Origin of the sequence: Microbulbifer donghaiensis (genome assembly GCF_900129095.1) — a bacterium.
Lineage (GTDB): Bacteria > Pseudomonadota > Gammaproteobacteria > Pseudomonadales > Cellvibrionaceae > Microbulbifer > Microbulbifer donghaiensis.
Map to the genome: position 1 here is coordinate 145003 of NZ_FQVA01000004.1, position 23507 is coordinate 168509.

The following is a 23507-nucleotide window of genomic DNA, read 5'->3' on the forward strand; positions in this document are numbered from 1 at the left end:
CACTCAACGCCTAAACTATTCGCCAGCGAAATGCCGACTCTGTGTCGGCTTTTTCATATCTGCCTCACAGGAAGAGTCTGCTCATGCGCATTCCGCGTATTTATTCCCCCGAATCTCTGGCCGGACAGACTGAACTGGAACTGGAGGAGGCGGCCTCACGCCACCTGGTGAAGGTGCTGCGCCTCGGCGTCGGCCGTCCGGTGGTGCTGTTTGATGGCAGCGGCGGCGAATACAGTGCGGAGATGATCGAAACCGGCAAGAAGGCGCGGGTGCGTCTGAACGAGTTTTCCGCGGACAATCGCCAGTCGCCGCTGGCACTGACACTGGCGATCGGCATCTCCCGCGGCGAGCGCTTCGACTGGGTAGTGCAGAAAGCCACCGAACTGGGGGTGTCCGCCATTCAACCGCTGTTTACCGAGCGCTGCGAGGTCAAGCTGAGCGGCGAACGCCTGCAGAAAAAGCTCGGTCACTGGCGCCAGATTGCCGCCAGCGCCTGCGAACAGTGCGAGCGCAATATACTGCCGGCCATTGCCGAACCGCTGAAGCTGGCGCAGTATCTGCAAGGTCCGGGTAAGGACAGTGAATTCGATGTAAGGCTGGTGCTGCACCACCGCACCGAGCTGGACCTGCGCCAGCTGGAAGCGGAACGGGGCAAGCCGGAATCGGCGCTGTTGCTGGTGGGGCCGGAGGGCGGCCTGTCACAGGTGGAAATCGACGCGGCGCTGGCGCGGGGGTTTATGCCGCTGCGACTCGGTCCGCGCGTATTGCGCACCGAGACGGCGCCGGTGGCGGCGCTGTCCGTACTGCAGTTCCAGTGGGGCGATCTGTAACCGATCGGATTATTCTTGTAGCTATCAATCTGGTAATTAAACAGCTCGCCGTGTCCTGTTTGATTGCCGCCCGCAAAATGCTGGCGCAGATGCGTGGAATCGACTGCATTTTGCGGACTCGCGCTGGCCCGTGGCCAGCGGCGGCACATCCTTGTGCCGCAATGTAAACCACTCAGGGAGAGAACGATGGTTAAACTGATTTTGTGGGTACTGGGGCTGACAATTGTTGTCCTGTCCCTCGCTATCATCGTGCAGCCACAGCTGGCGCGATCGATCAGCGAGCGTCTGAATGAAACCGGCTATGCGGTTTCCGCCTGGGCGCGTATTGTCATCGGCCTGATTCTTCTGTTGATCGCCGACACGCGGGCCTGGAATGTGCTGTTCAATGCGCTCGGTGTGCTGGTGGTGCTGGCCGGTGCCTATATGCTGCATATCGGGTTTGAGCGCAGCAAGGCGCTGGCCATAAAAATTTCAGAGGGCAACGAAACTTTCCTGCGGATCAGTGGCGCCATCGGCGTACTGTTGGGTCTGATGCTGCTCTCGGCAAGTTAAGGAGAGTCCCGCACCAATGTTTGCCACTGAACTGGTAATTTTCGACTGCGACGGCGTGCTCGTGGACAGCGAGAGTATCGTCTGCCGCATCCTCGCCGAAGAGATGAACAAGCTCGGTATGGAAACCACGGCCGAGGAGCTGGACGAACAGTTCAGCGGCCGCCCGGCCCGGGACTGCCTGCTGGAAATCGAGACCCGCTTCGGCGGCCCGCTGCCGGATCACTATTTCGGCAATACCGAGCGGCGCATTCGCGAGGCATTTCACGCTGAACTGGAACCGGTGGCCGGTATCGAGGACCTGCTCGACCATCTGCTGCAGGTCAATCTGCGCAGCTGCGTGGCCTCCTCTGGGTCCCATGAAAAAATGCGCCTGACCCTGAACAAGACCGGACTCTACGATTATTTCGACGGCCGTATTTTCAGTGCCGACGATGTGCCGCGCGGCAAGCCCTGGCCCGACCTGTTCCTGCACGCTGCGCAGTCGATGGGCGTGGAGCCGCAACACTGTCTGGTGGTGGAGGATTCCATCGCCGGCGTGAAGGCGGCGGTCGCCGCCGGCATGCCGGTGGTCGGTTACAGCGCCCACCCGGTACGCGCGCCGCAGCTGGAAAATGCCGGTGCGCGGGTGGTCGGCGACCTGATGGCGGTGCTGGAATTTCTTTAGGGAATCTCTGAATGGATCCGCGAGACTTCTGGTTTTCAGCGGTTTCCTAACGCCGCAGGTTCACCGTGACGGAAGCGCTGCGCTGCCGTTTTTTCTCATCGGTAAAGGTGCGGCTGTATTGCAGCTGCTCTATGCCATCCGCGAGTAGTCTCGCCACCAACCCCGGTGGCAGTTGCACCACTTCGGTGATGCGCTGCTGGCCATCGCTGATCAGCGACTGCTCGACGGTGTACACCACCTGGTCGCCGCGCAGGAAGTAGCCGCTGTCCGAGACGGCGCGCACTTCGCCAAGACCGCTGCTCCGAAAGTCCCACTTCAGCATCATCTGGCGGGAATTCCCCGTCAGCGTCTGCTGTGCCGGCGAAGCGTTGAGTGAGGCGAGGCGCGCACTGAAGCGCAGGTCGATGGCGACGCGGTTGGACAGGCTGCCGGCGGCACCACTGAAGGTGCGTCGATAGCCGAGTCGGCGTACACCGGCACCGTACCAGCGACGCGCCTGGGCAGTGGAAATCGTCAACTGCTCACTGACGGTGCCGGAATTGCCACTGACTTCCAGTGGTACGGCCCTGGTTTCCAATACCCGGTTGTTGTCCAGATTGACGAACTCGGCCCGAACGGAGCCGGCGCCGCCGCGGCTGGCGACACGCCAGGTCAGGGTCTGGCGCACCCCTCTTTCACCGTCCACACGAATTTGACCTGGACTCACCGTCACCAGTTGCTGGGCGCTGGCTGCCTGTATACCCAGGAGCAGCGCCAGGGTCAGGCAGTATGTGGTTCGCAACATGAAGTTCAAGCGTGAATAACTCCGTTCAGCCGATACTTACAGACGCTGAATGCTAGTGTCCGCCGTCCGGCTCCGGTAGCACAGGGTGGCAATGGCGCCAGTTACACTACAATGATTCTGACGCCAGCAAATCCGGAGTCCGCTCATGGCGAGGATACGCTCGTCCGTTTACTGTTTTCCCCTGTTGGCCACATTGGCCATTGGTGGCTGCTACGATCCCCATAAAAAGTACACACTGGATCCACTCGCCGAGGTACAGGCCGGTGAGAGTGAGCAGGTCGCCCGCAGGGCTGCGCCTTTTGCCGACGACCTGGTCCGTTATCTACGCGGTGCCCCCCGCGAAGGTGGCGATGTTTTTGCCCTGCGGCTGGAATTCGAACCCGGCGGTTTTGCGCCACTGATGGACACCATCGCCGATCTGGAGGCGCTGCTGGTAATCATGCGCGATTTCCCGGCGCTGCGTGTTGCCGTTGAAGGCCACACCGACAATGAAGGTGACAGCGAAAAAAATCTGAAACTTTCCCAGTGGCGGGCTGACTGGGTGCGGCGCTTCCTGCTCGAGCGCGGTATAGCCGCGGACAGGGTGCAGGCCCATGGGTTTGGCGATACGGACCCCATCGCCGATAACAGCACCGCCGCCGGGCAGCAGCAGAACCGCCGCCTGGTAATACGTATCCTGAATTTCGATCGCCAGTCCGCGGCTGTGCCCTCGTCGCGTTAATTGCCGTCATCATCGGCGCAATTCCCCTTTTTCCAACACTTTTATCTGCTGGCGGCTGGGCACGGGGCAGCCGCTTGCGCAGCGAAAAATAATTTTTTAACGCTGTCGAAATGGTATGTCCTACCACGACTAATCCATGATGAGTTCGCCGCGAAGGGGCTGTGGTGAAATATCTGTGCCTGGTATATCAACGACCGACAGACCGGCGACGCAGCAGCGAGCCTGGCCTGCCGCTGGCCCAGGCGACATTCATCCGCGCGCGCGACTTGAATCTGGCCATTCGCCGGGCGGAGTCGTTATTGGACAACAGGAGTGCCGCCGTCCTGTGGCGCATAGAACATGAAAAATTCATTAACAGTGAGATCAGCATGAAATATTTATGCCTTGTATACAGCGAAGAAGAAAAACTGCACTCCCTGCCGGACAGCCCGGAAGATTCGGAGTGCCAGGCCTACGCCGAGTCGGTCGCCGGCAGCGGCCGCATGCTGGCTGCCGAAGCGCTGGAGCCGGTGAGCAGCGCCACCACCGTGCGTCTGCGCGGCGGCAAGATGACCATCACCGATGGGCCCTTTGCCGAAACCAAGGAGCAGTTGGCGGGGTTCTATCTGCTGGATGCGCAAAATCTCGATGAGGCTTTGGAGATCGCCGCCGGTATTCCCGCCGCCCGTGTTGGCAGCGTGGAAGTGCGCCCGGTGCGTGAACTGCAGGTTTAACAGCTCCCAATCTCAAATTCAGTGTGTAGGAGCCCGCTTGCAGGCGAATATTCCCGCGCCCACCCAGAACGGCAATTCGCCTGCAAGCGGGCTCCTACAAAAAGGCATAACCACTCAATGAGGATGCATATCCATGAACTTTTTCCCTTACCTGAATTTCAACGGTAACTGCAAAGAGGCTTTCGAGTTTTACGCCCGGGTACTCGGCGGCGAGATTATCGTGCTTTCGACCTTCGCCGAGGCGCCTGAAGAGGCTGGCATGCCCGCCGAGGTCGGCGATCAGGTGATGCACGCGCAACTGAAAGTCGGTAACCAGATCTTTATGGCCTCCGACGCGCCGAAGAATTTCCAGCCTGCGCAGGGTTTTAACATCTCCATCGGCGTGGATACACCCGAGGACGCTGAGCGTATCTACAGGGCTCTGTCCGAGGGCGGCGAGGTCACTATGCCGTTGACAGAGACTTTCTGGGCGCAGCGATTTGCGGTGTTTACCGACCGCTTCGGTATTCCCTGGATGGTGAATTGTGACAAGCCGGGACAATAGCGTTGCGAAAGTAGCGGCCAAGGCGCGGTAGTGGAATTTCTTCGGATTGTGCCGGCCGCGCCATCCGCTTCCTGTCCGTGGATTGCCGATTAATCGCTGTTTTTTACCGACTTTCGGTGCTTGAATAGCTGCCCTGTTTTTCAGGGAAATAAGGCGGGCAGCGGATGTCACCAGAAGTTGGCCTGGTGCAGCGTAAACTGGACGAAATCTATCGCGTGGAATCGCGTCGGGTACTGGCCACTTTGATTCGTCTGCTGGGGGATTTCGAGCTGGCCGAGGAGGCCCTGCAGGATGCCTTTGCCGCGGCACTGAAGCAGTGGCCGGACGAGGGAATGCCGGATAACCCGCGCGCCTGGCTGGTATCCGCCGGGCGTTTCAAGGCCATAGACCGCCTGCGCCGCCAGTCGCGCCAGGATCCGCTCACCGAGGAAATGGCGCAGCAACTCGAGTCGACAAGTGGCGATCCTGCCGACTGGGCGGAAGACCGGGTGGGTGATGACCATCTGCGCTTGATTTTCACTTGCTGCCACCCGGCCCTGTCTATGGATGCCCGGGTGGCGCTGACCCTGCGGGAGGTCTGCGGACTTACGACGGAGGAAATTGCCCGCGCGTTTATCAGTTCGCCCGCCACCCTCGCCCAGCGCATCGTCCGCGCCAAGAACAAAATTCGCAGCGCCGCTATCCCCTACCAGATTCCGGCGCGACGCGACCTGCCTGAGCGGCTGGATGGCGTGCTGCGGGTCATTTACCTGGTGTTCAATGAAGGCTACTCAGCCTCCAGCGGTGAGAGCCTGACCCGCGCCGATCTCAGCGGCGAGGCCATCCGCCTGGGGCGTCAGCTCAACCAGCTGTTGCCGGATGCGGAGGTGCAGGGACTGCTGGCGCTGATGCTGTTGAATGAGTCCCGGCGCAGGGCGCGCACGGATGACGCCGGTGCACTGGTGTTGCTGGAACAGCAGGACCGCAGTCTGTGGGACAGGCAGATGATCGCCGAAGGCGTCGAGCTGGTGCAGCGGGCGCTGCGCAGCCGGGACTTCGGCCCCTACAGCCTGCAGGCGGCGATCGCCGCGGTGCATGCCGAAGCCGGGCGTGCCGAGGAGACGGACTGGCGGGAGATCGTCGGCCTCTACGATGTACTGCTGCGCCTGGCGCCATCTCCGGTGGTGGAGCTGAACCGGGCGGTGGCGGTATCCATGCGCGATGGCCCCGAGGCGGGGCTGGCCCTGATAGAGGCATTGCTCGCGCGCGGCGAGCTGGAAGATTACCACCTGGCGCATGCCGCCCACGCGGACCTGTATCGGCGCCTCGGTATGTGCAAGCAGGCGATCGCTGCCTATGAAAAAGCCCTGTCTCTCACTCGCCAGGCAGCGGAACGGCAGTTTCTGCAGCGGCGGCTACAGGAGCTGACGAGCTGAGCCTATGGTTCAGGACCTTGTGTCACGCCGGGCCGGCTTCAGCTTTTCCTGGCCAGATACCAGTAGGCAAACAGCAGCCCGGCCAGTCCGAGCCAGGGGGCAGCGGCCAGATCACGCAGGAACGGAATCTTCCCTGGCAGGGTGACTGCCAGAATAGCGACCAGCACGCCCATCAGCGCCTCGCCGGTAATCAGGCCGGAAGCCAGCAGCAGACCCTTGCCTTCACTCTCTACACCGCCACTTTTTTTCCGCTGCCAGTGGGCCAGCAATCCGCCAAGAAAAATAGGCACCGACAGGCCGAGAGGCAGATAGACACCCACCGCCACCGCGAGAACAGGAAAGCGGAAACTGGAGCCGCGATTCTTTTGGACCTGATCCAGAACGATCAACACCACCGCCAGCGCAAAGCCGATGAAAATATAGGCCCACTCGATACCGGCGCCGAAAATGCCGGTGGAAAGATCGCGCATCAGGCTCGCCTGCGGGGCAGACAGTGGTGTGGCCTCGGGATTGAGCGGGCTGACCCGGCCGATGCCGTAGCCGCGATCGAGCACGCTCAGCACCAGGGGGATGGCGCCGGCGGCGGCGACGACACCGACAATCTGAAATATCTGCTGGCGCCAGGGGGTGGCGCCGAGAATATGGCCGCACTTCAGGTCCTGCATATTGTCGCCGGCGATGGCCGCCGCCGAGCAGATCATACCGGCCAGGTACATCACGGCGATGGGGCCGAGCTTGGCCGCCATCCCTTCATTGCCCATCAGCTGCAATAGGATCAGTGCGGAAACGATGACCGTGGCGATGGTGACGCCGCTGATGGGGTTATTGCTCGAGCCGACGAGGCCGGCCATATAACCGGCCACCGACGCAAACATAAACCCCAGCACTATCATCAGCAGCGACATCACCGCGGCGATCGAGAACTTCGCCGGGTAGCCGTCGAGGGCATAGAGAAAAACCAGGTACAGCGGCACGATCGACAGCAGCACCAGCAGGCTCACATAGGGGATGGGCATGTCGTGCTCGGTGCGCAGCGCACGCCCCTCTGCCGTCTTGGACACGTGGTGTGCGTGCAGTGAGGCCTTGACCCCGTCCACCAGCGGTCGCGCCAGTGAGATCAGCGACCAGACGCCGCCGACCATCATCGCGCCGACACCGATACGCCGGCACTGCTGCCAGGAGGCGCCGGCCAGGCTTTCCCAATCCTGTGCGCTCCAGTCGGCCATGCTGCCACTGACACCGGCGAGCCGCATCAGCTCGTCGCCATTCACAAGCCAGTTGATCGGTACGCCGATCAGGGTGCCGATAACGCCGCCCATAAAAACCAGGCAGGCCACATTCAGGCCGACGATATAGCCCACACCGAGCAGTGCCGGGCTCAGGGTGATATCACCGGTAAACAGCCAGCGGCCGCCGAGAAAACTTTTCGTTGCGGCGATACCGCCGGCGAGCAGGCCGATGCCGGACTCCAGCAACTTGATGGTGCCGCCGATAGCCGCGGCCTGCAGCAGCATCCTGAATCCGCGCTTGGCTTCGGCGTCGGGACGGTACTCCGGGTGATCCTTGTCGGTCTCGATGCCACCGGTCTTCAGCACCTGCGCGGTGGCCTGGCCTTCGGGAAAGGCGAGGTCGGTCTCGACGATCAGGGCGCGGCGCAGCGGTATCGTGAACGCCACGCCGAGCAGACCGCCGAGTATGCCGATCACCGTCATGGTGCCCCAGTGATAGCCGCTCCAGGCGTGCATCATCACCAGCGCCGGCAACGTGAAGATGATACCCGCGGCCAGCGACTCACCGGCGGAAGCGGCGGTCTGCACCATATTGTTTTCCAGGATGGTGGAGCGCCGAAACAGGCGCAGGATTCCCATCGAGGTGGCCGCCGCGGGAATGGACGCGGAAACGGTGAGGCCTACAAGTAGGCCGATATAGGCGTTGGCGGCGGCGAGCACAGCAGAAAGAAGGGCGCCCAGGATCAGGGCCTTGACGGTAAGCTCGCGAAGATTGCGCTCTGGTGGGACAAGAGGTTGATCGGCCATGTGCGGTCTCGCACGGTTTATTGTGTTTTCACTTATAGCAAATCGTATTGAGTTTTATCTGTAGGGGGTGCGCGCAACAACAGCGCAGAATTAGTGGTTTATCTTCAATTGGGCGAGCTGATATCGGAAGTATTTACAGGCCATTTTTTATATCCAGCTTTCTTCGGCTTGTGTTCTGCTGTTTCAGGTGAGGCTTGCCATAAGAAATAAAGTATTCGAATTAATTTTAATAAAGTTCCGTTTATGGCTCAGATCTATCGCTAATTTTTTCTCAGATATCGGCTGATTAGTCGAATATTTTTGTTTAGTAGGTGAGGGTTGGCGAATGACTTTTATAAGTCCGCTATCAAAAAGCATTTTGAATTTCGTCTCGATAATAAAGTTGCGACAAATAATTCAAAGATTCGTAACAAATGTAATTGGTTTGGCGTGAAATACATCCAAAAAAAGATGGTTCTTTCAATTTTCAAGATTTTCCCGCAAGTGCTCGAGTGACAACTTAGTTCTCGTTATTATCGAATCGCTCTATAGGGAAATGGGCGGTAAGGAAACGTACCTGTAGGGCATGAATCAAAACAGGTAAAAAATAATAATCCTTGGAGGGTTACATGGAGCTGAAGTTCAAAAGGAACTTTCTTAGTGCGGCGATTATCTTCGCGACCGCCGGTGCTTCAAGCGCTTTCGCACAAAGTGTTGAAGAAAACACCGATTCCGCAGTCAACGATCCGCAGTCGCTGGAAGAGGTTGTCGTTACCGGGTCGCGTATCTCCCGCCCGGGCGCCGTCAGTCCTACACCGGTTACGTCCCTGACTGCTGAAGATATCAGCCTGAGCGGCGAGCCCAATCTGGGCGACTTCCTCAACGATCTGCCGGCACTGCGTTCCACTTACTCCGGCAACAATTCCGGCCGCTTTATCGGCACAGTGGGCCTGAACCTGCTGGACCTGCGCGGTCTGGGCACCGCCCGCACCCTGGTATTGCAGGACGGCCGCCGCCATATTTCTTCCTCCATCGGCACCGCTGCGGTGGACGTGAACACCATCCCGGAAGACCTGGTTGAGCGCGTCGATGTGATCACCGGCGGCGCTTCCGCCATTTACGGTGCCGACGCGGTGACCGGTGTAGTCAACTTCATCATGATGGACGACTTCGAGGGCGTGAAGATCAGCGCCTTGGGCAGCGACACCGAAAACGGTGGCGCCGAGACCACCGAGCTCTCTGTGACTTTCGGTCAGAATCTGTTTGACGGCCGCGCCAACATCGCCGGCAGCATCGCGCACACCAGCCGCGACGACGTCTACGGTACCGACCGCGAGTGGATCAAAAGAGGCTGGGGCACCATACGCAACCCCGAAAACACTGGTCCCGAGGACGGCATTGCCGACCGCATCTGGGTCGAAAACTATACCGCGCCGATTCTGAGCGACACCGGTGTGCTTCATGGCTACGGCGCCTCGGGTCTGGTACCGGTATTTCACACATTCGACCCCGATGGTAGTTCCCGCCCCTCAGTTTTCGGCGATTGTGACGCTACCCTGCGCTGCGCCGGCGGTGACGGCTACCGGTGGATCGGCCAGTACCAGATGTACCCGCGCATGGAGACCAGCAACCTGTTCCTGAAGGGCCACTACGACATTTCGGATTCCATGCAGCTGTTCGGTGAGGCTAAGTACGTTGCGCACGAAGCGGAAAGCTGGGGCCAGGCGAGCTTCGGCCTGGATGTCGTAGCTCCAGACAACCCCTTCCTGGATGCTGAAGCCAAGGCGGTCGCCGAAGATCTATTGGCCAACGGCATGCTGCCGGTGGTGTATCGCATGAACTCCGACCTGGGTTACCGCGGCGACCTGACCGAGCGCGAGACCCAGCGCTATGTGCTCGGCCTGAAGGGCGATATCGGCGGCAACTGGAATTACGAGGCGAGTCTGGTATACGGCGAGTACAGCGCCGACATTACCTATATCAACAACCGTCACGAAGAGCGTTTCGCCCAGGCCATCGACGCCGTCGAACTCGACGGACAGATCGTCTGCCGGGATGCGGAGGCCCGTGACAACGGCTGTCTGCCGCTGAACATCTTCGGATACGGCCTCAGCTCTCAGGAAGCTATCGACTGGGTGATGCTGGACAATACCGGCTCGGATGAAGAAATGACCCAGCTGGTGGCATCAGCCTTTATCGGTGGCGACGTTGTCGAGCTGCCTGCAGGACCGCTGTCCGTGGCTGCAGGCGTCGAGTATCGCGAGGAGACCAGCGCGGTCGACTACGATGAAATCATCAAGAATGAAGAGACCTTCATGAACGCGCTGGCGGCAACTGACGGCGAGTACGATGTCAGTGAAGCTTATGTTGAGTTGTCCGCGCCGCTGCTGGCCAACCTGCCCGGTATCCAGAGCCTGGTGTTCGATGCCGCCTACCGCGCGTCCGACTACTCCACCGTCGGCAGCACCGGTGCCTGGAAAACCGGCGTGGACTGGACCATCACAGACGACGTGCGCTTCCGCGCAACCGCTTCTGAAGCCGTGCGCGCACCGAACATCGACGAGCTGTTCGCGCCCCTGGGGCAGAACTTCTTCAATATCGATGACCCCTGTGATGCCGACGAGCTGGCCTACGCGCCCGATCCCGCCCAGCGCGCGTCCAACTGCGCCGCACTGGGCCTCGGCGCCGACTACCAGTCCCCGTGGAACGAGGGGTCGACCCTGCCCGGATTTAGCGGCGGCAACGTCGATCTGAAGGAAGAGACCGCACAGACCTTTACCTACGGCCTCGTCTTCACCCCGCGCTTTGCCGAGGGTCTGACCGTGACCGTAGATTACTGGGACATGGAAATCGAAGATGCGATCTCCTATTACGACGGCCAGACCGTTCTGGACAAGTGTGTTGACGCGTCCTCCATCGACAACCAGTTCTGCGGCAACATCGTGCGCGGTGCCAACGGCGACCTGGTCTCCCTGACTAGCCAGGCGCTGAACGCCTCCAAGCTCACCGCCCGCGGCGTCGACTACGAAGTGCGCTACGAAATGGATCTGGCTGACCTGTTCAAATCCGACCTGGGCGGCGTTACCTTCGCCCTGCAGGGTACCCGGCTGCTGGAGCGTGACGACTACTCCTTCCAGAACGAGCCGGACAGCGCCGACCGCGAAGATGGTGAGATGGGTGATCCAATCGATGCCTATAACCTGAACGTGACCTACCGTCTCGGCAATCTGGCGGTGAACTGGCGCCATCAGTTCCTGGATGATATGGCACTTTACGAGCTGGACGATGAGCGGCCGGAAAGTGTAGCTATCAGCAATACCGGCAAAGTGCGCTACAACAGCTTGCGTACCAGCTACCTGTTCCAGGAAAGCCTGGAGGTCTACGGCGGTATCAACAATATCGAGGACCGGGAACCCCCGGCCCACCAGACCGGCACAGGTGAAGACTCCGGTATCTACGATACGCTGGGAAGGTCCTTCTACTTGGGAGCCAATTACACCTTCTAAGCCTTCAGAGCGGGAGCCCCTGTGGCTCCCATACGAAGAAGCCGCATCCTGGATGCGGCTTTTTTTGAAATGAGAGAGATATTTTTTTCAGTCTGTCATCGTTTGAGGGACTGTCTCTCCAAGCACAGGACTAATTACCGATTCCCAGGTTTTGCAGAATAGTGGTGTTGGGCTCCACCTGGTTCATCGTATAGAAATGCAGCCCTGGTGCACCACCCTCTAGCAGCGTCTCGCAAAGATCCGTAACCACCTCAAGCCCTAGCTTCTTGATATCTTCGGGATTCTGGTAGCTCTCCATCCGATGGCGCAGCCAGCGCGGAATCTCCGCACCGCAGTTGCGCGAGAAGCGAGCCAAGTTGGCGAAATTGATGATCGGCATGATGCCCGGGTAAATGGGCGCGTCGATGCCGGCCTTTTCGCACTGATCAATAAAGTAAAAATACGCATCCGGGTTGAAGAAATACTGGGTCAGCGCGCTGTTGGCGCCGGCCTCGAATTTTCCTTTCAGGTAGCGGATGTCGTCGTCGTAGCTCTCTGCCTCCGGGTGTATTTCCGGATAGGCGGCCACTTCCAAGTGGAATTGATCGCCGGTGTGGCGGCGGATAAAAGCAACCAGCTCATTCGCATACACCAGCTGTGCCACTGCGCCCATACCGGACGGCATGTCGCCGCGCAGGGCGACGATACGATCGACACCGGCGTCCCGGTACTGGTTCAGCAGATCGAGGATTATCTCCTCGTTGTCGCCGCCGAAAGACAGGTGTGGTGCTATGGAAATTCCATCGCGGCGCAGGCCGGTAACGATATTCGCCGTGGTATCGCGGGTGGTGCCGCCGGCGCCGTAGGTGACGGAGAAGAATTCCGGCTGGAATTCCTGCAGCGCCTCGCGGGTCTTGTACAGTTTGTCCCGACCCTCGGGGGTTTTGGGCGGGAAAAATTCAAAGCTGATACGAATTGAGTCGGTCATGATGTAACTTCCATTCCCCGGGTTTCTGGATTCTGGCTTTCGCCGGAATGACGATCGTAGAGTTCGTCATGCCGGCGCAGGCCGGCATCCAGTCCGGGGTAGATTAATACTTGTAACTTTCCGGCTTGTAGGGCCCTTCGACAGACACGCCGATATATTTCGCCTGGGTTTCGGTCATGCGCGTGATCACGCCGTCGAAGCCCTGCACCATGTAGCGGGCGACTTCCTCGTCGAGTTGCTTCGGCAGTACCCGCACGTACAGCGCGGAAACCTTCTGGTCTGCCGGCAGGTCGGCGAACTTCTCTTTGTACAGGTGGATCTGTGCCAGCACCTGGTTGGCGAAGGAGCCGTCCATGATGCGGCTGGGGTGGCCGGTGGCGTTGCCCAGATTCACCAGGCGGCCCTCGGACAACAGCAGCAGGTGGTCGTTGGTGTCCGCGTTGCGGATTACCTTGTGTACCTGCGGCTTCACTTCCTGCCACTGCCAGTTTTTGCGCATGTAAGCGGTATCGATTTCGTTATCGAAGTGACCGATGTTGCACACCACCGCGCCGCTCTTCAGCGCGGACAGCATGTGCGCATCGCAGACGTTGGTGTTGCCGGTAGTGGTCACGATCAGGTCGGTGCTTGCCAGCAGCTCCTTGTTAATGCCGTCGGCGGTGCCGGTGTTGATACCGTTAATGTACGGAGAAACCAGTTCGAAGCCATCCATACACGCCTGCATCGCGCAGATCGGATCCACTTCGGAAACTTTTACGATCATGCCTTCCTGGCGCAGGGAGGCGGCGGAACCCTTGCCCACGTCACCGTAGCCGATGACCAATGCTTTTTTGCCGGCCAGCAGGTGGTCGGTGGCGCGCTTGATGGCATCGTTCAGGCTGTGGCGGCAGCCGTACTTGTTGTCGTTCTTGCTCTTGGTCACGGCGTCGTTGACGTTGATTGCCGGCACTTTCAGTGTGCCCTCGCGCAGCATTTCCTGCAGGCGGTGCACGCCGGTGGTGGTCTCCTCGCTGATGCCGTGGCATTTGTCGAGGATGTGCGGGTATTCGCGGTGCAGCAGTTCGGTCAGGTCGCCGCCGTCGTCGAGAATCATGTTCGGCTGCCAGCCGGCCACGTCCGCGCCCACGGTGCGTTCCAGGCACCACTCGTATTCCTCTTCGGTTTCACCCTTCCAGGCAAATACCGGAATACCGCTGGCGGCGATGGCTGCGGCGGCGTGGTCCTGGGTGGAGAAAATGTTGCACGACGACCAGCGCACTTCCGCACCCAGGGCCACCAGGGTTTCGATCAGTACCGCGGTCTGAATCGTCATGTGAATACAGCCCATGATGCGCGCGTCTTTTAACGGCTGCTCGGCCTTGTACTTTTCGCGCAGTGTCATCAGTGCCGGCATTTCGCCCTCGGCGATTTCGATTTCACGGCGACCCCAGTCGGCGAGTGTTATGTCGGCTACTTTGAAGTCTTTGAATTCGGTGCTCATCTGATTCATCTTTTTTCCAATTAACTCAATCTTTTCTTGTAGGAGCCTGCTTGCAGGCGAAAGAGGCGTAACGCCGCAACCATTCGCCTGCAAGCAGACTCCTACCGCACAATCGCGCGGATTTCTTATTTACAAACCTGCCTGTTCGCGCAGTGCGGCCGCCTTGTCGGTCTTCTCCCACGGGAAGGCGGTGAAAGTCTCGCTGCGCTCCTCGCCATTGCTATCCACCCAGTTGTAGGTGTGGGTGAACGGCTCGCGGCCGAAGTGGCCGTAGGCGGCAGTCAGCTGGTACATCGGGTGCAGCAGGTCCAGCGCCTTGGAGATGGCGTAGGGACGCAGGTCGAAGTTCTCGCGCACCAGCTCAATCAGTTTGTCCTCACTCACCGCCCCGGTACCGAAGGTATTGATGGATACCGAGGTGGGCTCGGCCACGCCGATCGCGTAGGACACCTGGATTTCGCAGCGCTTGGCCAGGCCGGCGGCAACGATATTTTTTGCCACGTAGCGGCCGGCGTAAGCGGCAGAGCGGTCCACCTTGGACGGATCCTTGCCGGAGAAGGCACCGCCGCCGTGACGGGCGGAGCCGCCGTAGGTGTCGACAATGATCTTGCGCCCGGTCAGACCACAGTCACCGACCGGACCGCCGATGACGAACTTGCCGGTGGGGTTGATATGGTACTTGGTGTCCTCGTGCAGCCACTCCGCCGGCAGCACGTGGTGCACGATCAACTCCAGCACCGCCTCGCGCAGGTCATCCTGGCTGACGTCCGGGTTGTGCTGGGTGGACAGAACCACCGCGTCGATGGCGCAGGGCTTGCCGTGCTCGTCGTAGCGGAAGGTCACCTGGCTCTTGGCATCCGGGCGCAGCCACGGCAGCAGGCCGGACTTGCGCACTTCCGCCTGGCGCTCCACCAGGCGGTGGGCGTAGTAGACCGGCGCCGGCATAAAGGTCGGGGTCTCGTCGGTGGCATAGCCGAACATCAGGCCCTGGTCGCCGGCACCCTGGTCTTCCGGCTTGGCGCGGTCGACGCCCTGGGCGATATCCACGGACTGCTTGCCGATCACGTTGATCACGCCGCAGGTCTCGCCGTCGTAGCCGACGTCGGAAGAGGTGTAGCCGATCTCGGTGATTACCTTGCGCACCAGGTCTTCCAGGTCGACCCAGGCGGTGGTGGAGATCTCGCCGGCGATGACCGCGATACCGGTCTTCACCAGGGTTTCACAGGCCACGCGCGCCTGCTTGTCGCGCGCCAGCAGCGCATCCAGTACCGCGTCGGAAATCTGGTCGGCAATCTTGTCCGGGTGCCCTTCGGATACGGACTCCGAGGTAAACAGTCTGTATTCACTCATGTGATGGTCTCCGTTGATAGCGCTGCTTTGCGCTCCATTTATTCCGCCGCGGGCGGTTATTTCAATATTCCGGCTCTGACGGTGCCCCGTCAGGGTTTGATAAATTCTCGAATCTGGATCTGGAAGCCATTGCGCAATGCACTGTAGACGCTGCGCCCGTTGACCAGTCCGGCATACTCAGCCCAGTCGGTCAGCTGCTCCGGGGTAAATCCGAGCCACAGGTCGCCACAGGCTTCCCGCGCCCAGTCCTGGCGGTGGTCTTGCAGTTCCGCCACCAGCAGCTGGCCGCCGTCTTTCAGCGCCGTGTGCAGATCGCGGAAGATCTGCGCCGGCTCCGGAGTGTGGTGCAGCACCATGTTCACGACGATGCTGTCGGCACTGCCCGGGCGCGCAGCCGCAGCGCGGGTATCACTGCAGACAAACTCGATATTGCGGAGCCCCTCTTCGTCGGCGAAGGCCTGCGCGCGCTCCAGCATAGTGGACGAAAGGTCCAGGGCGGTGACGGTGCTGAACCGAGAAGTCAGCTCCTCGAGGAACTCGCCCTCGCCGGGGCCCACCTCAATGGCGTGACGGCCCGGCTTCAGCAGCTGTGCCACCTGGGGGCCGTAAACGCTATAACTGGCGATCAGTTCCTGCTGTTCGCGGAAACGGTTGCCGTAGTCGGCGAAGAAGCGCCGCGACGCCTCGCCGCGCTCTTCGGCGATCCGCGCCACCGATAGCGCCCGCTCGGCGGACAGCGGCAGCTGGTCCAGGCTGGCGAATAGCTGCAGCAGCAGCGGGCTGTTACCGGCGCGGCGGTAAAAGAGGCTGTTGCCCTCGCGGCGCTTGCTCACCAGCCCCGCCTGAGCCAGAACCTTCAGGTGGTGGCTGAGTGCCGGCTGGCGCAGGTCGAAGATGCGGCACAGCTCCAGCACACTGTAGGAGTCCTGGCTCAGCAGGCGCAGAATCTCGAGCCGCAGCGGGTCGCCGGCGGCCTTTAGGGTCGCCGCCAGCAGCGGGATCTCGGCGCCGGGGCTGGATTCCGCTGTGCTATTAGGGGTGCTATTGGACTCGGGCATGGCCGCGAGTCTAGCAGTCATGTTCAGCTATATCAAAATATTTTGATATAGCTGCATAAAATTATTTTGATGCAGTTGTGCGGAGCATGCAGTTGAGTGCCGGGTTAGGAGAATGTTGTCGCCACGAGGCAGAAATCGATCCTGCGGCCTTTGCGCCCGCCCGGCGATTACGGGAAAATACGCCCCCATTTTCGTCGTTGCGGACTCTCTGGTTCTTCGGGACCATCAAGAGCCAGTCCGCGGCCCATCTGAGAACCAGAGAGCTCCCCTATGTCTTCTACTCCGTCTCGCACAGAAAAGGCCAACGCCATCCGCGCCCTGTCCATGGATGCGGTCCAGAAAGCCAATAGCGGCCACCCCGGTGCGCCCATGGGCATGGCGGATATCGCCGAAGTGCTGTGGAATGACTACCTGAAACACAACCCGGCCAACCCCGACTGGGCCGACCGCGACCGCTTTGTGCTCTCCAACGGTCACGGTTCCATGCTGCTGTATTCCCTGCTGCACCTGTCCGGCTACGAGCTGCCGATCGACGAGCTGAAGAACTTCCGCCAGCTGCACTCCAAGACCCCGGGTCACCCGGAATACGGCTACGCGCCGGGGGTCGAGACCACCACCGGTCCACTGGGGCAGGGCATCACCAACGCGGTGGGCATGGCGCTCGCAGAGAAGGTGATGGCGGCGCAGTTCAACCGCCCCGGCTACGAGCTGATCGACCACCACACCTATGTGTTCATGGGCGATGGTTGCCTGATGGAGGGGATCTCCCACGAGGCCTGCTCCCTGGCCGGCACCCTGGGCCTGGGCAAGCTGATCGCCTTCTACGATGACAACGGCATCTCCATCGACGGTGAGGTCGAGGGCTGGTTCACCGACGACACACCCAAGCGCTTTGAATCCTACGGCTGGCACGTGATTCCGGGCGTCGACGGCCACGACCCCGCAGCCATCAAGGCGGCGATTGAAGAAGCGCGTGCGGAAACAGGCAAGCCCACCATTATCTGCTGCAAGACCGTGATCGGCTTCGGCTCGCCGAACAAGCAGGGTCGCGAGGAGTGTCACGGCGCGCCACTGGGCGACGACGAGATCGCGCTGGTACGCGAAACCATCAACTGGCCATATGCGCCGTTCGAAGTCCCGGAAGCCATTGCCGAATCCTGGAATGCGCGCGGCAAGGGTGAAGCTCAGGAAGATGAGTGGAAAGACATTCTCGCCGACTACCGCGAGGAGTTTCCGGATCTGGCGGCGGAATTCGAGCGCCGCATGAGTGGCGAGCTGCCGGCAGACTTCCTGCTGAAAGCCGACGAGTACATTAAGCAGTGCCAGCAGGGCGCCGAGAAGATCGCCTCCCGCAAGGCGAGCCAGAATGCGCTCAATGCCTACGGCCCGCTGCTGCCGGAATTCCTCGGCGGCTCCGCCGACCTGGCCGGCTCCAACCTCACCATCTGGTCCGACTCCAAGGGCGTGACCGCCGACGACGCGTCCGGCAACTACGTTTACTACGGCGTGCGCGAGTTCGGCATGAGCGCGATCATGAACGGTATCGCCCTGCACGGCGGCTTCGTGCCCTACGGTGCGACCTTCCTGATGTTTATGGAATACGCCCGCAATGCGGTGCGCATGGCGGCGCTGATGAAGCAGCGTGTGATTTTTGTCTATACCCACGATTCCATCGGCCTCGGCGAAGACGGCCCCACTCACCAGCCGGTGGAACAGCTGACCGCACTGCGCGCCACGCCGAACCTGCACACCTGGCGCCCCTGCGACGCCACCGAATCCGCGGTGAGCTGGAAAGCGGCCGTGGCCCGCAAGGACGGCCCCAGCGCGCTGATCTTCAGCCGCCAGGGCCTGGCGCCGCAGCAGCGCGACGACGTGCAGCTGGCGCAGATCGAGAAGGGCGGTTATGTCCTGGCCGACTGTGACGGCACACCGGATGCGATCATCATCGCCACAGGTTCCGAAGTGGAACTTGCGATGGCGGCGAAGGAAAAGCTGGGCGATAAAAAGGTTCGCGTGGTCTCCATGCCGTGTGCCGAGCTGTTTATGGAACAGGACGAGTCCTACCGCGAGTCGGTACTGCCGTCCGCGGTGCGCGCGCGCGTCGCGGTCGAAGCAGGTCACAAGGACTACTGGTACAAGTTCGTCGGCTTCGACGGAGCTATTATCGGCATGAGTTCCTTTGGCGAATCTGCGCCGGCCGGTGACTTGATGAAGTACTTCGGCTTTACTGTCGACAAGGTCGCGGAAGCTGTGGACAAACTGCTGAAGTAATTGCTTCTAGTACATCTGGATGCCGGCAGTCGTCGGCATGACGCCCAATATTGATTGGAGCCGTCATTCCGGCGCAGGCCGGAATCCAGATTGCACCGGAGTCTGTATCCCATGCCAATACCGGCTACTGCCCCATGACTGTCCGACTCGCCATTAATGGCTACGGCCGCATCGGCCGCTCCGTACTGCGTGCGCTCTATGAGTCCGGCAGCCGCGATCGTATGCAAATAGTGGCCATCAACGAACTGGCCGACTGCGCCACCATTGCCCACCTGACCAAATACGATTCCGTACACGGCCGCTTCCTCGGCGACGTATCGGTTGAGGCGGATGTCCTGATCGTCAACGGCGACCGTATCGCGGTGACCCACTGCGAGCGGCTGGAAGACCTGGACTGGTCAACAGAGGGTGTGGATATTGTGCTGGAGTGCACCGGCAGCTTCAGCGAGCGCGAACGCGCCGAGCTGCACCTGACAGCCGGTGCGAAGAAAGTGCTGTTTTCACAGCCCGCCAGTCGCGACGTGGATGCGACCATCGTTTACGGTGTCAACGACACCAGCCTGACCGGCGATGAGAAAATTATTTCCGCCGCGTCCTGCACCACCAATTGCAGTGTGCCGGTGATCGCCGCACTGGATAAGGCGTTCGGTATCGACGCCGGTGTAATTACTACCATTCACTCGGCGATGAACGATCAGCCGGTGAGCGATGCCTACCATCACACCGATCTGCGCAAGACCCGCTCCGCCGTGACTTCCATCATTCCAGTCGATACCGGGCTTGCGCGGGGTATCGAGCGTATTCTGCCGCACCTGGCCGACCGGTTCGAAGCCCAGGCTATGCGCGTACCCACGGTCAACGTCTCGGCCATTGACCTTTCCGTACAGCTGCACAAGTCGGTCACCCAGGCCGAGGTCAACGATCTGCTCAGATCCGCCGCGCAAAACGAATTTGCCGGCGTGCTCGGCTACACCGAAGAACCCCTCGCTTCCTGCGACTTCAATCACGATGCCCGCTCAGGCATCGTCGATGCCAGCCAGACTCGCGTGGCCGGTGGCAAGCTGGTGAAGATCCTGATCTGGTTTGATAACGAGTGGGGGTTTGCGAATCGAATGTTGGATGTGGCTCAACGATTGGCCAAATTCGCCTCGTAGTGCGGGCCTTAAAAAAAGGCCGCCCTGGGGCGGCCGACCACTTGCTTGGGGGGTAGGGTCAACTATCTAATCGCGACGAAATCGTAGGGTGCCAGGGCGGGAATGGTTTGTTGCAGTTCGCTCTCGATACGGTCGATGGCCTCGAGCTGCTGGCACAGTCCCGCGGCGCGCATTTCCAGGCCCTCGGCCCGCTGCTCCACCTCTTGCTCAATCTCTTCCGCCATCTGCTCGGCTTCGTGCTCGATACTGCGACCGCCGGTGAATACCGCTTTTAAGGCATGCCAGGCAATGGTGCCGGCTGATTCCATCGCCAGCTTTTCGATTTTCGGCTCGAATTCCTCTTCGACTGCCTGCTCGATAAAGGCATCGATATCCGGGTCGCCAAGCGTATAGATCTCGCCCTCGCGGTTCAGGCGCTCTTCGGCGCGGCGCAGGATCTCGTCAGAGGTCTGTTTCAGTTCGATATTGTCCGGGTGGTCCTTGCCGGCGAGTACGGTGATTGCCGCAGACATGCCGTTCAGCGCGATATCCACGGCCTCCAGGGAGATCAGCAGTATCTCTCGCCCGGTACCGTGCAGTCGCTGCTGGTAATCCCGTACCAGCTGTTGCTGCTGTTCATTGAGTTGCACTGTCTCGCCGTCGACAACCAGTTCTGTTGGAGACTGGTAGCGGACCATTACCGCGGCGTCGCCCTTGTCCTTGCGCGCCTCGAAGAAGTCTGGCCCGACCCGGACTGAGTAGTTCAGTTCGGCGTTGCACTGTTCCTCATCCGAGATATTGAGGTGAATGTCCCCGGCGTGTGCCGCGGCACTCGTGGCGATCAGGGTTGAGATGGCCAGTGGCTTCCACATGAACTTGGTCTCCGGATTTTCCTTATTACCTGATGGACGATGTGGGGTGCAGATTCGGATGCAGTAGCGGATGCATTTTTTTGCTCCCCCTTTCTTATGGACGGTCAGGCGGGGCATGCCACCAATGGCAGATTAAATGTTAACCTACCGGACTACCCGAATGCCCCCCCTGGTTCAGGCCGGGGCTCTCCTAGAAATCTAATAAGTTGGGGACAGCATATGTCGATACGCAGGATGATCTTCGCGGCATGCCTGGCACTGCTCAGCCTGGCCACCCAGGCCAAAACCATCACCGAGTACACCGCCGGTATGGAAAAGCATGCCGGCTACCAGGACTTCTACTGGGATGACGATTCCGGCCGCATATTACTGGAGATCGCCGACTTCGATCGCGAGTTCCTGCTGCTGACCGGCCTGGCCCAGGGGCTGGGTTCCAATCCGGTGGGGCTGGACCGCAACCAGGTGGGGGACAACCGTCTGGTGAAGTTCGAGCGGTCGGGCAACAAGGTGCTGCTGCACCAGCTGAACCTGAAGTACCGCGCCCAGTCGGACAATGCCGCCGAGCGGCGCGCGGTGGCGGAGGCGTTTGCGTCGTCGGTACTCTGGGGCTTCGAGGCGCTGGCACTGGACGACGAGCGTGTGCTGGTGGATTTCACCCCCTTCCTGCTGAGTGATCAGCACGGTATCGCCGCGCGCCTGAAGCAGACCGAGCAGGGCGCCTACAGCGTCGATCCGTCCAAGTCCGCGATCTACCTGCCGCGCACGAAGAACTTCCCCAACAACAGTGAATTCGAGGCGCAGCTGACCTTTGCCGGCAGCCAGCCGGGCAAGTACCTGCAGGAGGTGGTGCCGACGCCGACACTGGTGTCTCTGCGCCAGCATATCTCCCTGGTCGAGCTGCCGGACGATGCGTATCAGCCGCGTCGCTTCCACAGCCGCAGCGGTTACTTCCCGTTCGAGTACCGGGACTACGCCACCGCGATCGATCAGCCGCTGGACCAGCGCTTGATCTACCGGCACCGCCTGGAGAAGAAAACCGGCAGTGACGAAGCGGTGGAGCCGATTGTCTACTACGTGGATTCCGGCGTGCCGGAGCCGGTGCGCAGCGCACTGGTAGAGGGGGCCAGCTGGTGGAATCAGGCCTTCGAGGCCGCCGGCTACAAGAATGCCTACCGGGTGGAAATACTGCCGGAGGATGTCGATCCGCTGGATGTGCGCTACAACGTCATCAATTGGGTACACCGCTCCACCCGCGGCTGGTCCTACGGTTACTCGATCGCCGATCCGCGTACCGGCGAGATCATCAAGGGCAACGTCACCCTCGGATCGCTGCGGGTACGCCAGGACTTCCTGATCGCCCAGGGCCTGCTGCAACCGTACGGCAACGAAAGTGCCGATACCGCGGCACTGAAGGCAATGGCGCTGGCGCGCATCCGCCAGCTCTCGGCCCACGAGGTCGGCCACACGCTGGGACTGGCCCACAACTTCGCCGCCAGCATCGATGCGCGCGCCTCGGTGATGGACTACCCGGCGCCGCTGGTATCGCTGCAGGGGGATAAGCTGGAACTGGCCGAGGCCTACGCCAGTGGTATCGGCGCCTGGGACAAGCTGGCGATTCGCTATGGTTATGGAGAGAGTGGCTACGGCAATGGCGCCGACGAACAGAAGTACCTCGCGGGCGTGATTGCCGAAGCGGAGGCGCAGAAGCTACGTTTCATCTCCGATCCGGATTCCCGCGCGATCAACAACGCGCACGCGGTTTCCCACCTGTGGGATAACGGCCAGGAGCCGCTGGCGGAATTCGCGCGTATGGTCGAGCTGCGCCGCCACGCGCTGGACAACTTCTCCACTGCGGCCAACCCACAGGATGCACCGCGCTCCTCCCTCGAGGAGACACTGGTACCCGTCTATTACGGGCACCGTTACCAGGCGGAAGCCGTCGGCAAACTGATCGGTGGCCTTGACTATGACTATCTGTACAACAGCGCCGATCAGAACAGCTATACGCTGGTGCCGGCAGAGCGGCAGCAGCAGGCGATAGACGCGCTGCTCAATACCCTGAACCCTGAATTCCTGACGTTGCCGGAACGAGTGCTGCAATTGTTGCCACCCAAGTCCTATGGCTTCGCGCGCACCGACGAGAGCTTCCCGTCCTACACCGGTGTCGCCTTCGATGCGGTGGCCATGAGTGAGGCCGCTGCCGGTCACACCCTCGCGATCCTGCTCGATCCACAGCGCGCTGCGCGCATGGGCCAGCAACACGCGCGCAGCAGTGAAATTCCCGGGTTTGATTTTCTGCTCGACAAGTTGACCGGGCTGGCACTGGATTCGGGCAAATACTCCGGGCTGCAGGCGACTATCCATCAGCGCGTCAATCACGTGTATATCCAGCGCCTGATGTTGCTGGCGAGCGACAAGAAAGCGTCCGAATCCGTGCGCGCCAAGGCGAGCCTGCAGCTGGCGAAATTCCAGCAGGCCATGGGGCGGATGAAATTGTTTGGTGACGATCCGCAGGGTTACAGCGCGCACTACTACTACCAGGCGCAGCGCATCGGTGCCTTTATGGATGGCGAATTAAAAGTGGAAGCCGGAGACCTGAAGGCAATGCCGCCGGGCTCGCCTATTTAATGGA

At 60.6% G+C, this 23507-nt stretch carries 18 protein-coding genes; 11 read left to right on the forward strand and 7 right to left on the reverse strand.

What is annotated here, in order from left to right; all coding sequences use genetic code 11:
• The first annotated feature begins 83 nt into the window (after positions 1–83).
• From BUC36_RS14390 to BUC36_RS14400, 3 genes are all read left to right on the forward strand, one after another.
• On the forward strand, positions 84–830 hold the full coding sequence (locus BUC36_RS14390) for a 16S rRNA (uracil(1498)-N(3))-methyltransferase (RefSeq protein WP_073276377.1): 747 nt from the start codon (positions 84–86) through the stop codon (positions 828–830).
• Positions 831–1016: 186 nt separating this feature from the next.
• Positions 1017–1382, forward strand: coding sequence for a hypothetical protein (locus tag BUC36_RS14395; RefSeq protein WP_073276379.1), 366 nt, complete (start codon positions 1017–1019; stop codon positions 1380–1382).
• 16 nt (positions 1383–1398) lie between these two features.
• Positions 1399–2046, forward strand: coding sequence for an HAD family hydrolase (locus BUC36_RS14400; protein WP_073276381.1), 648 nt, complete (start codon positions 1399–1401; stop codon positions 2044–2046).
• A gap of 46 nt (positions 2047–2092) precedes the next feature.
• Here the strand turns inward: BUC36_RS14400 and BUC36_RS14405 are convergent, their stop codons facing one another.
• Positions 2093–2830, reverse strand: a complete 738-nt coding sequence (locus tag BUC36_RS14405) for a hypothetical protein (RefSeq protein ID WP_073276383.1) — start codon at positions 2828–2830, stop codon at positions 2093–2095.
• 145 nt (positions 2831–2975) lie between these two features.
• Here BUC36_RS14405 and BUC36_RS14410 point away from each other — a divergent pair, with 145 nt between their 5' ends.
• The 4 genes from BUC36_RS14410 to BUC36_RS14425 all read left to right on the forward strand — a co-directional run bounded on the left by BUC36_RS14410 (position 2976) and on the right by BUC36_RS14425 (position 6223).
• Positions 2976–3551 carry an OmpA family protein gene (locus BUC36_RS14410; protein WP_073276385.1) on the forward strand — a complete coding sequence of 192 codons (576 nt, stop codon included), beginning with the start codon at positions 2976–2978 and terminating at the stop codon, positions 3549–3551.
• Positions 3552–3715: 164 nt separating this feature from the next.
• Positions 3716–4264, forward strand: a complete 549-nt coding sequence (locus BUC36_RS19250) for a YciI family protein (protein WP_234995007.1) — start codon at positions 3716–3718, stop codon at positions 4262–4264.
• 133 nt (positions 4265–4397) lie between these two features.
• On the forward strand, positions 4398–4808 hold the full coding sequence (locus BUC36_RS14420; protein ID WP_073276387.1) for a VOC family protein: 411 nt from the start codon (positions 4398–4400) through the stop codon (positions 4806–4808).
• 164 nt (positions 4809–4972) lie between these two features.
• Entirely contained in the window at positions 4973–6223 is a 1251-nt protein-coding gene (locus BUC36_RS14425) for an RNA polymerase sigma factor (protein ID WP_200797287.1), read from the forward strand.
• A 38-nt stretch (positions 6224–6261) separates the two neighbouring features.
• Here BUC36_RS14425 and BUC36_RS14430 read toward each other — a convergent pair whose 3' ends face one another.
• The gene (locus tag BUC36_RS14430) at positions 6262–8259 is read right to left on the reverse strand and encodes an OPT family oligopeptide transporter (RefSeq protein WP_073276389.1); all 1998 of its coding nucleotides are present in this window, start codon (positions 8257–8259) and stop codon (positions 6262–6264) included.
• 608 nt (positions 8260–8867) lie between these two features.
• Here BUC36_RS14430 and BUC36_RS14435 point away from each other — a divergent pair.
• Positions 8868–11744 (forward strand): TonB-dependent receptor plug domain-containing protein, encoded by a 2877-nt coding sequence (locus BUC36_RS14435; protein WP_073276391.1) that lies wholly within the window; start codon positions 8868–8870, stop codon positions 11742–11744.
• A gap of 130 nt (positions 11745–11874) precedes the next feature.
• On the opposite strand, the gene metF is transcribed toward BUC36_RS14435, so the two are convergent.
• The 4 genes from metF to BUC36_RS14455 form a co-directional block, all read right to left on the reverse strand.
• Entirely contained in the window at positions 11875–12711 is an 837-nt protein-coding gene (gene metF / locus BUC36_RS14440; RefSeq protein WP_073276393.1) for a methylenetetrahydrofolate reductase [NAD(P)H], read from the reverse strand.
• Between the two features lie 103 nt (positions 12712–12814).
• Positions 12815–14200, reverse strand: a complete 1386-nt coding sequence (ahcY, locus tag BUC36_RS14445; RefSeq protein ID WP_143187003.1) for an adenosylhomocysteinase — start codon at positions 14198–14200, stop codon at positions 12815–12817.
• 120 nt (positions 14201–14320) lie between these two features.
• Positions 14321–15541, reverse strand: coding sequence for a methionine adenosyltransferase (gene metK, locus BUC36_RS14450; RefSeq protein ID WP_073276395.1), 1221 nt, complete (start codon positions 15539–15541; stop codon positions 14321–14323).
• An 89-nt stretch (positions 15542–15630) separates the two neighbouring features.
• Positions 15631–16620, reverse strand: a complete 990-nt coding sequence (locus BUC36_RS14455; protein WP_234995008.1) for a metalloregulator ArsR/SmtB family transcription factor — start codon at positions 16618–16620, stop codon at positions 15631–15633.
• 249 nt (positions 16621–16869) lie between these two features.
• Here BUC36_RS14455 and tkt point away from each other — a divergent pair, with 249 nt between their 5' ends.
• Complete coding sequence (gene tkt / locus BUC36_RS14460) at positions 16870–18870, forward strand: transketolase (protein ID WP_073276399.1); 2001 nt, start codon at positions 16870–16872, stop codon at positions 18868–18870.
• Positions 18871–19004: 134 nt separating this feature from the next.
• Positions 19005–20024 (forward strand): type I glyceraldehyde-3-phosphate dehydrogenase, encoded by a 1020-nt coding sequence (gene gap, locus BUC36_RS14465; protein ID WP_073276614.1) that lies wholly within the window; start codon positions 19005–19007, stop codon positions 20022–20024.
• A 62-nt stretch (positions 20025–20086) separates the two neighbouring features.
• Here the strand turns inward: gap and BUC36_RS14470 are convergent, their stop codons facing one another.
• Positions 20087–20875: a DUF2884 family protein gene (locus tag BUC36_RS14470; RefSeq protein ID WP_073276401.1), complete on the reverse strand. Its 789-nt coding sequence runs from the start codon at positions 20873–20875 to the stop codon at positions 20087–20089.
• Between the two features lie 219 nt (positions 20876–21094).
• On the opposite strand from BUC36_RS14470, the gene BUC36_RS14475 reads away from it, so the two are divergent.
• Positions 21095–23503, forward strand: a complete 2409-nt coding sequence (locus BUC36_RS14475) for a zinc-dependent metalloprotease (protein WP_084536094.1) — start codon at positions 21095–21097, stop codon at positions 23501–23503.
• Positions 23504–23507: the final 4 nt, after the last annotated feature.

Bases quoted from the DNA above. Each gene is read 5' to 3' on its own strand.
- BUC36_RS14390 (WP_073276377.1), top strand. From the start codon at position 84: ATGCGCATTCCGCGTATTTATTCCCCCGAATCTCTGGCCGGACAGACT.
- BUC36_RS14395 (WP_073276379.1), top strand. From the start codon at position 1,017: ATGGTTAAACTGATTTTGTGGGTACTGGGGCTGACAATTGTTGTCCTG.
- BUC36_RS14400 (WP_073276381.1), top strand. From the start codon at position 1,399: ATGTTTGCCACTGAACTGGTAATTTTCGACTGCGACGGCGTGCTCGTG.
- BUC36_RS14405 (WP_073276383.1), bottom strand. From the start codon at position 2,830: ATGTTGCGAACCACATACTGCCTGACCCTGGCGCTGCTCCTGGGTATA.
- BUC36_RS14410 (WP_073276385.1), top strand. From the start codon at position 2,976: ATGGCGAGGATACGCTCGTCCGTTTACTGTTTTCCCCTGTTGGCCACA.
- BUC36_RS14420 (WP_073276387.1), top strand. From the start codon at position 4,398: ATGAACTTTTTCCCTTACCTGAATTTCAACGGTAACTGCAAAGAGGCT.
- BUC36_RS14425 (WP_200797287.1), top strand. From the start codon at position 4,973: ATGTCACCAGAAGTTGGCCTGGTGCAGCGTAAACTGGACGAAATCTAT.
- BUC36_RS14430 (WP_073276389.1), bottom strand. From the start codon at position 8,259: ATGGCCGATCAACCTCTTGTCCCACCAGAGCGCAATCTTCGCGAGCTT.
- BUC36_RS14435 (WP_073276391.1), top strand. From the start codon at position 8,868: ATGGAGCTGAAGTTCAAAAGGAACTTTCTTAGTGCGGCGATTATCTTC.
- metF (WP_073276393.1), bottom strand. From the start codon at position 12,711: ATGACCGACTCAATTCGTATCAGCTTTGAATTTTTCCCGCCCAAAACC.
- ahcY (WP_143187003.1), bottom strand. From the start codon at position 14,200: ATGAATCAGATGAGCACCGAATTCAAAGACTTCAAAGTAGCCGACATA.
- metK (WP_073276395.1), bottom strand. From the start codon at position 15,541: ATGAGTGAATACAGACTGTTTACCTCGGAGTCCGTATCCGAAGGGCAC.
- BUC36_RS14455 (WP_234995008.1), bottom strand. From the start codon at position 16,620: ATGACTGCTAGACTCGCGGCCATGCCCGAGTCCAATAGCACCCCTAAT.
- tkt (WP_073276399.1), top strand. From the start codon at position 16,870: ATGTCTTCTACTCCGTCTCGCACAGAAAAGGCCAACGCCATCCGCGCC.
- gap (WP_073276614.1), top strand. From the start codon at position 19,005: ATGACTGTCCGACTCGCCATTAATGGCTACGGCCGCATCGGCCGCTCC.
- BUC36_RS14470 (WP_073276401.1), bottom strand. From the start codon at position 20,875: ATGTGGAAGCCACTGGCCATCTCAACCCTGATCGCCACGAGTGCCGCG.
- BUC36_RS14475 (WP_084536094.1), top strand. From the start codon at position 21,095: ATGTCGATACGCAGGATGATCTTCGCGGCATGCCTGGCACTGCTCAGC.